Below are 13,712 nucleotides of genomic sequence, written 5' to 3'. Positions count from 1 at the left end.
TAAAGCCTAGACCGCCTGAATGAATAAAAAGAATGGTCAATCAGTATTTTAAGGTAAGCGCATTATGAGTATGTTAAATCGCAGTAGAGGGGCGCAAATCAGCAGCCATTTGGTGCTGTTTTTGGGCGTAGCGCTGGTGGTATTTCCGCTATTTATCACCTTTATTGCCTCCACACAGACCTCGTCTGATATCTCGCAAGCGCCGATGTCGCTCTTGCCGGGCAATGAGATGATTGACAATTATCGCCGCGCATTATTTGAGTCTGATGCGGGTAGGGCCACGGTATCACGAATGCTGTGGGTCAGCTTTGTGGTGGCGATGGGCATTGCGGTAGGAAAAATTATCTTGTCATTGCTCGCGGCCTTTGCGGTAGTATTTTTCAGATTTCCGTTTCGTGGTTTGTGTTTTGGGCTGATATTCGTGACCTTGATGCTGCCTGTCGAGGTGCGAATTTCCCCTACCTTTGCGGTCGTCGCGGGCTTGCATCTCACCAATACCTACGCTGGGCTTATCTTGCCTTTAACGGCGTCTGCAACGGCGACCTTTTTGTTCCGGCAGTTTTTTATGACTGTGCCTGATGAGCTGGTTGAGGCGGCGATGGTCGATGGCGCTGGACCCATGCGTTTCTTTTTTGACATTTTGCTGCCACTGTCCAAGACCAGCATTGCTGCGCTGTTTGTCATTCAGTTTACCTACGGTTGGAACCAATATTTATGGCCGCTAGTGATGAAGACCACCGAGTCGATGACCACAATCGTGATTGGTATCAGTGCCATGATGGGGTCCAATGATGGCACGGCAGATTGGGGTGTGGTAATGGCGACCACTATTTTGGCGATGATTCCGCCCTGTATCGTGGTCATCGGTATGCAAAAATGGTTTGTCAAAGGCCTAGTCGATGGGGACAAGTAAGACAGAGGCATGTAGAACAAAGAATTGTAAGACAAAGATAGGTAATAAAAAAATTCCTTTTATTAAATACAATAATTGAAAAGACAACTATGGCAACTCTTGAATTAAACAACCTTAGTAAAACTTATCCCAACGGCTACCAAGCTATCAAAGCTGCTGACCTCAGTATTGATTCTGGCGAATTTGTGGTCATTGTCGGGCCATCCGGCTGCGGCAAGTCCACCTTGCTGCGCATGGTCGCAGGGCTAGAGTCGATAACCGGTGGCGACTTAGTCCTTGAGGGCAAGCGCGTCAATGACTTGTCACCAAGTGAGCGAGATATCGCTATGGTGTTTCAAAACTACGCACTGTATCCACACATGACGGTCTTTGACAATATGGCTTATGGGCTTAAGATTCGTAAAATGGACAATGCCGAGATTCGTGAGCGTGTCGAGCAGACGGCTGAGATTTTGGGGCTTGACCATCTGCTAGAGCGAAAGCCCAAGCAGCTCTCTGGTGGTCAGCGTCAGCGCGTCGCTATGGGGCGCGCCATTGTGCGTCAGCCCAAGTTATTCTTATTCGATGAGCCATTGTCGAACCTAGATGCTAAGCTGCGGGTGCAGATGCGCCTTGAGATGCAGTCGATTCATAAGCGCCTGGGCATTACTAGCCTATACGTGACCCACGACCAAGTCGAGGCTATGACTTTGGCGCAGCGAATTGTCATCTTAAATGGAGGTAACGTCGAGCAAGTGGGCACGCCCGATGAGATCTACAATCAACCCGCGACTACTTTTGTCGCCGAGTTTATTGGCTCGCCGCCGATGAACCTATTGCCAGTCACCCTAAATACCGCAGACGAGGTAATGCTCGAGGGCCAAAATACGCCGCTGGTGCTAGATAACGCCTCTGCATTATTACACTCTGCCAATACCCATCAAGTGGCGATGAATAGTCCTGTTTGGCTAGGTGTCCGCCCTGAGCAGTTGCACTTAATTGCTGAAGATAATTCAGCGCCCCAACCGTCCAAGCAAGTTCGATTTACCGCGCAAATTGAGATGAAAGAGTTGCTCGGCGCGGAGGTGCTTATGTATCTGACGCTTCAGTCTCAAACCATCATTCTGCGCTGCGCCAGCGATGAAGTAGCCGCCAGTTATAGGGTAGGTGACAGCTGCTGCGTAGGCTTTGATGACGCTGCAATTTATTGGTTCGATAAAGAGACGGGCAAAAATTTAGCAACTTATGCTAATCTGGCGACGGACTCGCAATCGATGACCCATTTAAAATTAGTAACCACCCCTCAAGAGGCAAGCGTATGACTTTGTTATCAGGCTCTAATGATTATCGCAATCAAGACAATCAACCAGCTTCTAATAGGGCCAACAATACAGAATTAGCTTCAGAATCAGCAAAAGTAGTTGGGGATTTAGCCATATTTGATCTGGATCATACTTTGCTCGGTGGCGACTCCAATATGATCTGGACGGACTATCTCTATGAGCGTGGCCTAGTCGACGATAGCTTTATCAGCCAACGTGATAAATTCTTTGCGGATTATAAGGCAGGCAGCTTGGACTTTACCGCCTATATGGCGCATATGTTTACCCCCTTTGCTCGCTTCGACTATCAAACGCTATGCCGCTACCGTGATGATTGTTTTAAGACTCAGGTAGCGCCTAAGCTATATCCGCAAGGCCGAGAGCTTGTTGAAGCGCACAGGCAAGCAGGAGATACGCTGCTGATTATCTCTGCGACCAATGAGTTTTTGATTGAGCCTGTCTGCCGCGCTCTGGGCGTCTCAGAAATAATTGGGGTGCAACTAGAGCGTAGCAAGCCTGACAATACTGATAATGCAAATAATGCTAACAGCAACTTCACAGGCAAGCATATCGGTACACCAAGCTTTGGCGCGGGCAAGCAAGTGAGGCTTGAGCAGTGGCTTGATAATCAAGGCCGCGAGTTAAGTGACTATGGGCGCAGCTACTTTTATAGCGACTCGATTAACGATGCGCCTCTGCTTGAGACCGTCACCGATGCGATCACCGTCAATCCTGATGATAAATTAAAAGCACTGGCGCAGACGCGGGGCTGGCAGGTATTGAATTTTGAATAGGTTGGAGAGGTAATCAAATAGCGTTTTAATTACACTGCAATAGATTTTGATAAGGTGCCAAATAGTGCCAATTAGTATAAGATAAAGCTATTCATCTCTATCCTTATCTTAGTAGAAGCGTTTTCTTATGCAACTCTCTAATCTCGAGCACCTGCCTAATTATCATATCACCGAGCGACTCGATGTAGTCTACGGCAGCACAGTACGCTCCAAGCATGTGGGCAAAGATCTCTTTGCCAGCTTCAAAAACCTCATAGGCGGAGAGCTGACCGCCTATACCGAGCTACTTGAAGAGTCGCGGCAAGAAGCGATAGAGCGGATGGTGGTCAAGGCGCAGGCTCTAGGGGCAGACGCTATCGTCGGTATTCGCTTTTCGACATCCAGTATCGCGCAGGGTGCGTCCGAGCTATTCGTCTATGGAACAGCCGTTAAAGCTGAGCCTATTCAAGCTTATAATAGCGATACTAATACCGCCCACATTCAGCCGCCGCCATTAGGATAAGCACGTGGTTGGTGCGCGCTAAAGGAGGCGGTAGTGTTGGATATCATCTTAGACTTTATAAAAAATAATGCAGTATTTATTATCTTATTTGCGGTGGGTTGGTTCTTCGGCCGTCGTCATGAGCGTGCACATCTAAAAGAATTGGCCCAGTCTGAAAAGGTATTGGGTCACATCATCGTCTCAAGCGAGCGCTTTTATCGACCTGAGCTGGCGGATCATACCCACGGCGAGCTAGTCATTGGCAGCGTCGTCATCGCCCAAGATTACTTTAAGATGATTGTCGCCGCACTCTTTAATCTACTGGGTAGAAACCTGACGACTTATGAGACCTTGCTAGACCGCGCCCGCCGCGAAGCATTAGTGCGAATGAAGCTGCAAGCGCAGTATCAAGGCTATAATCAAATCTACGGCGTGCGCCTTGAAGTGACTAGTATTAACCAAGCTGGTAGTATGGTCGAAGCGATCGCTTATGGTACAGCTGTCTATACAGTGAACAATCCCAAAGTGCCACCACCATTACCCAGTACAGCGGTGGGCTCACCTGCAGTCACCACTTATGAGCGACTTGATAACGGTCTAAATCAGCCTTCCTTTAAGCTTAGATAGTAATATCAGCTACCTAATATTGTGAGCATCTTCTTTTAGCTTTTCGATATCATACAAAAAGGTGCGATTTTTTAGGACTGCGACGAACACCACGCCGCCTATGGTATTGCCCAACAATACAATTAGCAAAAATTCTAAGTAAGTCATCACATCGACGCCATGACCGTAGATCAGCGCCGAAAATATCTCAATATTGCCTACAATACTGTGGTGCAACCCTAAAAAACCAATACTACCGGTAATGAGGGTCACCAAAATGATACGGCTAATTGTATCGCGTGATGACGTCACGAGCCATGCGGCAACCCCCATGAGCCAACCAGCCATTATGGCGCTGCCAAGCATTACCCACCATTTAAAGTCCAAAACATGCTGCGCGTAGTGGTCAATTTGCTCCGTTCGGTACAATCCCATTTGTAGCCCCAAACCAATAATCACTAGCGCAAATAAACACCCTCCTACCAGATTGCCCGCGATAACGATGCCCCAAAGCCTAAGCAGCTTACTGACGGGTTCGATTTTATTGAGTACCGGTAAGCTAAGCAGGGAAGTTTGCTCAGTGAACAGTAAAGATTGCCCGATAACGACGACGATAAAGCCAATGGGATATAGTAAGGAGGCTAAGACCAAGGCGTAGTGATTGTCCTGAACACTAAAAATATCACTTAATAGCGCGTAGGCGGTAAAGATGACAAATAGGCTAATGCCAATCTCAATCCCTGCGGTAAAGGCGCTGGTAAATAATGAGCCAAGCGAGCGATTAAAGGTTTCTTTGGCATCAAAGACTTGCTCGACCAAGATACTGGCGTAGCTTTTGGGTTTGCTTAGATTGTCATCCTCTGCGACCTTTTTAATGGTTTCTTTATCTTCCTCGCTTAACTTATCCGAGAAGTCTTCGTCTTTGAGCTGTAGGGTAGTCTCTGACTGTGGTTTATTAGAATTATCGTCCGGGCTTAGGTGTGAATCAGGGTCTGGGTGAGTTGGCGTAGGACGATTGTCTTGGGTCACGGTAGGCTCGCTGTTTATTTCTAATGCATCTTGCTTGATATCATAGGGTATTTGTTTTTTTTGGCCTATTGAGTTTTGACAGGATTGCTGTTATTAATTGTTTAATAAGGCGCTTTATACATCTCAAGTTTGTAGAGTTCAACGCTTCAAAGGCATCATGCTAATGCTAACAAACTATACCACTTGGCAGATTGAGAGGGCCGTGACTGCCAGCCTCGTAGAGCTTGGCTTGTTTAGTGATAAGCAGATCATAGCCTATGCTCATTGGCTGCTTAATCACGGTTATTATGATGATGACTTGCTAGATATCATCGACAATGACCCTTTGTACCCCTTTCCCAGTAGCAAGCAAACCTCATTTCGAGACGCCAGGAGAAAGTTAGGTTTTCCTACTGTTTCAAGTGGATAAGCTAAATGGGTTTATTCATATTTCATTATTAATTGTTATGCCATCGAGCCTAATGATTATGATGCTTTAGACTTTAGTAAAATTAGTGCGTATGACCACTTTGAATCGTTTTTAAATGAAGGTAGCTATTTACAAGATATAAGTGATATTAAAAATCTGCTTTATTGTTTAGATGATGCTTGCGGTAATGTAGATTTAAGGTTTATAGCTAAAGGCTATAACGACCCTGATACTATCTTGACAATGCAAAGGCAGTTTTTCCAATTATGCCAACATTGGCTGATTAGAAACCACCACAAAATAGAAGCGATTTTCGCTAGTCTGTTCGACTAAATTAGCTTGCTAGCTAACAAAATCTGCCCATCTACGTTAAAATCAACTTATCTAATACTTTGTCCCCATTTTTTCATCATTTCAATTGATAAGACAGCGAACTATGAGCCAAACAAACAGCCAAACCAACCTTACCCAATCTATCCAAGCCGCTCTAAGCCAGTTGGAGAACGCCTATAACCCTAGCGAAACCGAGCAAGGCATGTACCAAGGCTGGGAAGAAAAAGGCTATTTCCAGCCCAAATTTGACAGTGATAAGTCGTTCTCTATTGCCTTACCACCACCGAACGTCACCGGCAGCCTGCACATGGGTCACGGCTTTAACAACGCCATTATGGATGCGCTGACCCGCTATCACCGTATGCAAGGTGACAATACCCTGTGGCAGCCAGGTACTGACCACGCTGGTATCGCCACGCAAATGGTCGTCGAGCGCCGCCTAGAGGCTGAAGGTATCAAGCGCCGTGACATGAGCCGCGAAGACTTCGTGGACAAAGTCTGGGAGTGGAAAGAAGAGTCAGGCGACAATATCACCCGTCAGATTCGCCGTCTAGGGTCATCGGTCGACTGGTCACGTGAGCGCTTCACCATGGATGATGGCTTATCGAACGCCGTCAAAGAAGTGTTTGTCCGACTCTATAACGATGGTCTCATCTACCGTGGTAAGCGTTTGGTCAACTGGGACCCCAAGTTTCAAACCGCGCTGTCTGACTTAGAGGTCGAGAATAAAGACGAAAAAGGCTCGCTGTGGCATTTCCGTTATCACTTTACCGATAAGACCGTTAAGACCCAAGACGGCAAAGACTATCTCGTCGTTGCCACCACACGTCCTGAGACTTTACTGGGTGATACCGCCGTCGCCGTCAATCCTAAAGACGAGCGTTATGCGCATCTAGTGGGTAAGACCATCACTTTGCCAATCACCGGCCGAGAAGTGCCTATCGTCGCTGATGACTATGTCGAGAGTGACTTTGGTACGGGTTGCGTGAAGATTACCCCTGCCCATGACTTTAATGACTATGAGCTGGGCCGCCGTCACGACTTGCCACTGATCAACATCCTCGACGCCCACGCGCATATCCTCCCTGAGATGGAAGTTTACCCTGACTTGCAAACTCGTGAGCCAAAGCTTGAGACGACGCCAGAAGGCTATGCCGGTGTTGAGCGCTTTGCCGCGCGTAAGCAGCTGGTCGAGCAGGCTAAGACCGAGGGCTGGTTAGAAGATATCGAAGACTACGCCCTTAAAGCCCCGCGTGCCGAGCGTGGCAATACCATCGTCGAGCCGTGGCTTACTGATCAGTGGTATGTCGCCACCGAAAAACTCGCCAAACCTGCGATTGAAGCGGTCGAAGATGGTCGTATTGAGTTTGTCCCTGCCCAGTACAAAAACGAATACATGGCCTGGATGCGCAACATCCAAGACTGGTGTATCTCCCGTCAGCTTTGGTGGGGGCATCGTATCCCTGCTTGGTATGACGAAGAGGGTAATATCTACGTCGCCCGTGATGAAGCTGAAGTGCGAAGTAAGTACAACCTCGCTGACGATATTAGCCTGCGCCAAGATGATGATGTCCTCGATACGTGGTTTAGTTCGGGACTGTGGACGTTCAGTACCCTTGGCTGGGCGGATGAGTCTGATGATGCTCGGGTATTAAAGACTTTCCACCCCACTAGCGTGTTAGTCACTGGCTTTGACATCGTCTTTTTCTGGGTTGCGCGCATGATTATGCTGACCATGCACTTCATCAAAGACGAAGATGGTACGCCGCAAGTTCCGTTCAGAACGGTATACGTCCATGGCCTCGTGCGCGATGGTAACGGACAAAAGATGTCCAAGTCTAAGGGTAATGTGCTCGATCCTATCGATCTTATCGACGGTATCGACCTTGAGTCACTGGTCGATAAGCGCACCAGCAATATGATGAACCCGAAAGATGCGAGTAAAATTGAGAAGCAAACTCGCAAAGAGTTCCCAGAAGGCATTGCTGCTTTCGGTACTGACGCGCTGCGCTTTACCTTTACCTCTTTAGCCAGTACGGGCCGCGATATCAATTTTGATTTGAAGCGTGTTGAGGGCTATCGCAACTTCTGTAATAAGATTTGGAACGCCAGTCGTTTCGTGCTCATGAACTGTGTCGATAGCGAAGGCAATGCCTTAGCTATCGATCAAACGGCCAACGCTGATGCTTGGGAGCTGCCTGAACGCTGGATTGTCAGCCGTCTAAACTCAACCATCGCTAATATCGATCAGCATTTTGCCCAATATCGCATGGATATGGTCAGTAAAGATATCTATGAGTTTATCTGGAATGAGTACTGTGATTGGTACGTTGAGCTTGCCAAAGCCAGCCTCAATGATGACTCAGTCTCTGACGAGCGCAAGGCGCAAATTCGCTACGTGCTCCTGCATGTGCTTGAGACCGCGCTGCGCTTTACCCACCCTATCATGCCATTTATCACCGAGCAGATTTGGCAGACCATCGCGCCGCTATTGGGTCGTAAAGATACCAATAGCATCGTCGTCGCTAAGTTCCCCCAAGTCGATGAGTCGCAGATTAACGCGCAAATTGAGGCTGACATGACATGGTTACAAGAGCTGATCGCTGGCGTGCGCAACATTCGTGGTGAGATGAAGCTCGGTAACGCCGTACGCTTGCCTGTGCTGCTTGAGAACATCACTAGCGAGCAAGTTGAGCGTCTATCCCGCATCGAAAACCAGTTTAAAGCCTTGGCCAAAGTCGAAAGTCTGACTATCTTAAAAGACGGCGATGACGTGCCACTATCATCATCAAGCATGGTCGGTCAACTGCGTGTCCTCGTACCGATGAAAGGTCTTATCGATCCTACTGCTGAGCTGACTCGCTTGGGTAAAGCTCATGAAAAGCTACAAAAGCAAGCAGAAGGTATCGCACGTAAGCTTGATAATGAGAACTTCGTCAGTAAAGCGCCTGCGGAAGTGGTGGATGCTGAAAAGGCGAAATTGGCGGAGCTAGAAGGTCAGCTGAAAGTGATGACTGAGCAGATGGCGCAGTTGAAGGCATTGTAAGCTTCTAGCCTAAATCAGAGTGCAGTAGAATTAACTATTGTTTATTAACCCGATATTAAGTAACCTAGTTGCTGGATATTGGGTTATTTTTTGGCCTAAAAAAACTCATCTAGATAGTTAGTTCAAAATTGGCCTTAAATGATTGGTTAGATTAAACGACAAGTATAAGAAGGAAGGCCACTGTCCGTGCTTAACGTACTCATTAAAAATGTGGTTTCACTATGTTAACGGTCTTGCCGTTTTTGGTACTCGCGGGTGGCTTCTTTTATATCAACCGTCATGAACCTACTGACACCCATACTATCGCTGCCACGGTATTTGTAGGGGTATATCTCCTCGCCTATATCTTCTTTATAGCCCCAGAGTCCATACCGTCGCATCGCTATATTAATAGAGCGTTAATCCTTCTGCCTTTCGTCTCGTATGGCGCTGTCTTGTTTCCTGAAGTGAATACTTCGATGCCTGTCTCTGGAACGAGGGGGTTTGGTTGGTTGGGATTGGTTGTGGCGGCGGGGTTATTGATTGGGTTGAATGTTTTTTTGGTGTAGAATAAATTAGTTAAATGTTGAGGCTGATTTAAGATGAGAAGTGAGAAAATGAAAAATTTTGGAAGGCTGGTTTTATGAGGGAGAGTATTCTAAGTCTGACAAACTCTTTATTAAAAAATTTTAAGTCAGGTGATGAACTATGCCAAACTGACTTGATTCTAGAAGACTGGAGTATATATCATACTTATTCTAGTTTTATTGAGGTCGAAGATTTAGATTTAGAAGATTTAGCGTATAAATTAGTTGACTCAGGGGTTTCTACATGTGCCGTTCATAAAAATAAAAATACTTGGGTAAAATACCAAAATGAAACAATTAAAGCAAAGACTGAATTTAATATAGGAGAGTTTCTAAATAGGGCTGAAGTCCAGTTAACTTATAATGATAAAAGTATAATATCTGACATTGAAAATTTTGCTTTGGAGTCATGGTATCAAAGCGTCCAATTTGCGTTAAGTGAAATTAAATTGTGTTCTGATGAATATTTGGCTGAATATATTAGAGCGGATTTAGGAGTGATTACAGCTACTGTAGAGACATCTAGTATCAATCTTGCATTATACCCCCAAATTAAACTTTATAAAAATGGAGTGGTTACGATTGCCTTTAGGCATATATCACCTAAGCTTAGTTTGCATTATTCTGACTTTATCCAAGACCATTTAAATCTTGCTTTATTCAATTTGAGCAATGTTAAGGTCAATTTAGGAATAGCCAAATTAGCTCCTGTCGCTTACCATCAGCATGTATTAAAAGCATTACCAGTATTCAAAAGATATCGGTTAAAAAAAATAGCACAGAGACATATGCAAATAGCTAATCAGAAGTCAGAAACTATTCAAGTGGGTGATTTCTCTTTTAGTATGCTCAATTTTACACGTGGTGGTGACTGTGAAAAACTATCTACACTGGCACAAACTATTTTTAGCATATTAGCTTATCTCTCCAGTACACAAAGGCAAGTTTATACGCATATTGTATATAGTCAAAAGAAGGTTAATTCAGTAGGCAATTTCTGGTCAGGTAGACCTTACGTATTTATTACCAGCTTTGAAAATCAGCAGTATTCCTCAGAGTTAAACTTACTGCACTTTAAGGATTCATTTAATTGTATATTGGGTAGAACCTACCCTGTTATTAATATTCCACAAATTAATTATGCGAATAGGGATTACCGATATTTTGATGATTATTCAATATTAATATCAGACGCCTCAATTCTATACGTTTGGTCTAAAAAAGGCGTCGAGAACCAACAAGAATGGCAGGATATTAATATTGGATACTTAATCTATGAACAACATATGGTTAATGAACTTGCTGAGTATGGTTATATGATTCATAGAATGTTGCTAAATAAAATCAAGATATCAGATGACTTAGAAAAAATAAATAATTTAAGGCTACAAGTATTAGAATTTAGATCTAATATCACTGACTTGTTAAGATATGGTGAGTTGAGAGAGGTGCTCGAAGATAGCTTAAATAAGTTCAATACGCCACAACTTTATCAGCAGATTGAAAAAAGCTTAGTAATTAAGAAAGATATCTTACTCCAAAGGTATAATGAAAAAAAGCAAACTGCTGGTATGTTATTAACTATACTATTCGGCATTCTAACTTCGATGAGTCTCTCTAAAGTATTTATAGAACCGTTGTGGGATTTAGCTAAGTTGCCAATAAGTCAAGATGAAAATTTGCAGTTAATTTACTATAACTCTGTGTCTTTTATTTTAGTTATATTCTTCATTATCTTAATACTGCGTTTGAGTGATAGAAAATAACAAGCTAAGTTATCCTTGGATGAAAAAGAAAACTAAATAGAGCCAATGTTTATGAACCAGCTAACCATAGGTCAGCGTACACCCCTAAAAAAAGTCAACATAGACGAAAACGCACTTATTAATGTCAAGTTCACCCGTCAAAGCCTGATAGAAATAGATATCAGCTGCTTCGCATTAGATGCAGCAGGTAAACTAATTAACGACGATTATATGGTGTTCTATAATCAGCCTGTATCACCTTGTCAGCAAATCAATCTCACCCATTATGACGCTCAGCCTAGCGCAAGTAAAAGCGTCCAAGCAGAGTTTGAAATTAACCTATCCAAACTACCCATTAATATTGATAGTCTATTCTTTGTATTATCTGCCGACTCGCCGCTTAAGCAAGTACAGTCGTTAGAAATAGCTCTATGCCAGCAGTCACCGAAAGCGCAGGCTGTTTATCAATCAGCAGATTTTGCTGACTTACAAGCCAGTATGCTGCTGCAGCTGTATCGCAAGAATGGTGTTTGGCGAGTAGCGAACGTAGGGCAGGGATTCAACGGTGGCTTGGCAGCGGTGGTTCAACATTTCGGTGGGGATGTGGGAGAAGAAGAAACAAAAGCAGCTGGTGCTCCTAGTGTAGATAAACCCAAAGTTTCGCTAGAAAAGGTGATGCTAGAGAAAGCACCTAAGCTAGTTAACCTTGCCAAAAAAGCGACTGTATCTCTAGAGAAGCGCCAATTGCAAAGTTTAACAGCAAAGGTGGCCTTAGTATTAGACGCTACAGGCTCTATGAATCGGCAATATAAGCAAGGCCGGGTGCAAGAAGTGGTCAATCGACTTCTGCCTTTGGCTGTCAGCTTTGATGATGACCAAGCAATAGACTGCTGGGCATTCGGTGAGCATCCGCTATATCTGGGTGAGGTCGGTCTGAATAACTTTGATGACTTTATTAATACTGCCGAAGGTGGTTGGCGGGATTGGACATTAGGCGCGCGGACAAATAATGAAGCGGGCGTGATGGAGATGGTCACCAAGTTTTATATCGCTCAAGGGTTAGACGTTCCCGCCTATATTCTATTCATTAGTGATGGTGGCGTTCGAGACAGCAAAGGCATCAGTAAGATTATGGCACAAGCGGCTAAGCTACCGATGTTTTGGCAGTTCGTCGGTCTCGGCGGTAAGAATTACGGTATATTGGAGAGCCTTGATGATATGGAAGGTCGCGTCATTGATAACTGTAATTTCTTTGAGTTAGATGACTTAAATGACATTAGTGAAGAAGACTTATATGAGAAGATGCTAGAGGAGTTTCCGGGTTGGCTTACAGAAGCTTGGCAGATAGGGATCATTAGCTCTTAATTGAATGGATTCAATAAAATGACCCCAAAACTCAAAGCTCTAACCCTAACCGCCATCCTGCTCAGCCTAGCAAGCTGCGTCACGACCGCTGCGCCATCAGATACTTTAACAGATGCCGAACTCATAAAGATTGCCGAGACGCATGACGGTGACTATAGCCAAGACAAACGTGTGATTGGCACTCATAATGGCAATAGCGTCATTGAAGAGTTTCACTGCTCAGACCTTTGCCCAGAGAACACCACACGAATTGTGCATTACGAAGTGCCGGAGCAAGCCACTTGTGAGAGTATCGGCGGCGTCACCAAGTCGATTTTAGTACCCATCGCCATTACCGTGATGCCGCGAGAGTATTGCTTTCCCAAAGTGATTGCCCCGTATTGGCACAGTGCAGAGTAATAACAGGTGCTATTATCAGATTACAACTCAGCCTTAGCCTTTAGAATTCAATTTTTAATTGGCCTAGGACAAAAAACCGCTATCAGTCATGCTGAGGGCGGTTTTTTTATGCCCGTTGAATGAGCGTTTTGATTGTCAATTACCCATCAATCTTCTGCCAAATAAGGCAATTCAAGGCGTCCACGAATTTGCTAAACATACTGTCTTGTACTTACCGACTATATCCTGCATGATAAGTATTCTTATTTACTCTAATTGAAAACGTGGAGTGATTTATGAGCTCGCCGCAGCACTCTGAGCAGCCGCATACTGGTAATGTTAAGCAATCCCGCCACTCAGTCGTTCGTTGGGTGTTTTTGCTGTTAGGCAGTATATTTTTTGCTCTAGGGATTATCGGGGTCGTACTACCGGTACTACCGACGACACCGTTTATTTTATTGGCAGCAGGGTGCTGGGCAAGGGGATCAAAGCGATTTTATCATTGGCTTATCAATCATAAGTACTTCGGCAAGATTGTGCGCGATTGGGAAGCGCGGCGTGCAGTGCCGCGTTACGCCAAGTGGCTAGCCTGTATTATGATGGGATTGTCGGTGGCGATGCTGTTTTATCGTCTGCCCGATAGCAAGCTGTGGCTAGCATGGCTGACGGCGGCGATATGTACAGGGGTAGGTGTCTATTTATGGCGTCTGCCGGATGCTTAAATGCTTATATATAGGCAGTCTAAT

At 45.0% G+C, this 13,712-nt stretch carries 13 protein-coding genes; 12 read left to right on the top strand and 1 reads right to left on the bottom strand.

What is annotated here, in order from left to right:
* The first annotated feature begins 64 nt into the window (after window positions 1-64).
* The 5 genes from ugpE to EGV92_RS03990 all read left to right on the top strand — a co-directional run bounded on the left by ugpE (window position 65) and on the right by EGV92_RS03990 (window position 4,116).
* Window positions 65-913, top strand: a complete 849-nt coding sequence (ugpE, locus tag EGV92_RS04010) for a sn-glycerol-3-phosphate ABC transporter permease UgpE (protein WP_242678593.1) — start codon at window positions 65-67, stop codon at window positions 911-913.
* Window positions 914-1,002: 89 nt separating this feature from the next.
* Entirely contained in the window at window positions 1,003-2,214 is a 1,212-nt protein-coding gene (locus tag EGV92_RS04005) for an ABC transporter ATP-binding protein (RefSeq protein WP_131667890.1), read from the top strand.
* Complete coding sequence (locus tag EGV92_RS04000) at window positions 2,211-3,008, top strand: HAD family hydrolase (protein ID WP_131667889.1); 798 nt, start codon at window positions 2,211-2,213, stop codon at window positions 3,006-3,008. Before EGV92_RS04005 ends, EGV92_RS04000 begins: the two co-directional genes overlap by 4 nt.
* Window positions 3,009-3,135: 127 nt before the next feature.
* The gene (locus tag EGV92_RS03995; protein WP_242678592.1) at window positions 3,136-3,510 is read left to right on the top strand and encodes a YbjQ family protein; all 375 of its coding nucleotides are present in this window, start codon (window positions 3,136-3,138) and stop codon (window positions 3,508-3,510) included.
* Window positions 3,511-3,543: 33 nt separating this feature from the next.
* Complete coding sequence (locus EGV92_RS03990; RefSeq protein ID WP_423227883.1) at window positions 3,544-4,116, top strand: YbjQ family protein; 573 nt, start codon at window positions 3,544-3,546, stop codon at window positions 4,114-4,116.
* 9 nt (window positions 4,117-4,125) lie between these two features.
* On the opposite strand, the gene EGV92_RS03985 is transcribed toward EGV92_RS03990, so the two are convergent.
* Complete coding sequence (locus EGV92_RS03985) at window positions 4,126-5,124, bottom strand: formate/nitrite transporter family protein (RefSeq protein WP_242678591.1); 999 nt, start codon at window positions 5,122-5,124, stop codon at window positions 4,126-4,128.
* Between the two features lie 163 nt (window positions 5,125-5,287).
* Here EGV92_RS03985 and EGV92_RS03980 point away from each other — a divergent pair, with 163 nt between their 5' ends.
* The 7 genes from EGV92_RS03980 to EGV92_RS03950 all read left to right on the top strand — a co-directional run bounded on the left by EGV92_RS03980 (window position 5,288) and on the right by EGV92_RS03950 (window position 13,688).
* A complete protein-coding gene (locus EGV92_RS03980; protein WP_131667887.1) occupies window positions 5,288-5,533 on the top strand; it encodes a hypothetical protein in 246 nt (81 codons plus the stop codon).
* A gap of 436 nt (window positions 5,534-5,969) precedes the next feature.
* The gene (locus EGV92_RS03975; RefSeq protein WP_131667886.1) at window positions 5,970-8,912 is read left to right on the top strand and encodes a valine--tRNA ligase; all 2,943 of its coding nucleotides are present in this window, start codon (window positions 5,970-5,972) and stop codon (window positions 8,910-8,912) included.
* A gap of 221 nt (window positions 8,913-9,133) precedes the next feature.
* A complete protein-coding gene (locus EGV92_RS03970) occupies window positions 9,134-9,460 on the top strand; it encodes a hypothetical protein (protein ID WP_131667885.1) in 327 nt (108 codons plus the stop codon).
* Between the two features lie 74 nt (window positions 9,461-9,534).
* A complete protein-coding gene (locus EGV92_RS03965; RefSeq protein ID WP_131667884.1) occupies window positions 9,535-11,244 on the top strand; it encodes a hypothetical protein in 1,710 nt (569 codons plus the stop codon).
* Between the two features lie 51 nt (window positions 11,245-11,295).
* Window positions 11,296-12,588 (top strand): VWA domain-containing protein, encoded by a 1,293-nt coding sequence (locus EGV92_RS03960; protein ID WP_131667883.1) that lies wholly within the window; start codon window positions 11,296-11,298, stop codon window positions 12,586-12,588.
* Between the two features lie 18 nt (window positions 12,589-12,606).
* Window positions 12,607-12,987: a hypothetical protein gene (locus tag EGV92_RS03955; RefSeq protein WP_131667882.1), complete on the top strand. Its 381-nt coding sequence runs from the start codon at window positions 12,607-12,609 to the stop codon at window positions 12,985-12,987.
* A 275-nt stretch (window positions 12,988-13,262) separates the two neighbouring features.
* Entirely contained in the window at window positions 13,263-13,688 is a 426-nt protein-coding gene (locus EGV92_RS03950; protein WP_131667881.1) for a YbaN family protein, read from the top strand.
* Window positions 13,689-13,712: the final 24 nt, after the last annotated feature.

The sequence above is a fragment of the Psychrobacter pygoscelis genome, from assembly GCF_004335015.1.
Taxonomy (GTDB): Bacteria; Pseudomonadota; Gammaproteobacteria; order Pseudomonadales; family Moraxellaceae; genus Psychrobacter; species Psychrobacter pygoscelis.
This window is presented reverse-complemented; position numbering and strand designations above follow the sequence as displayed.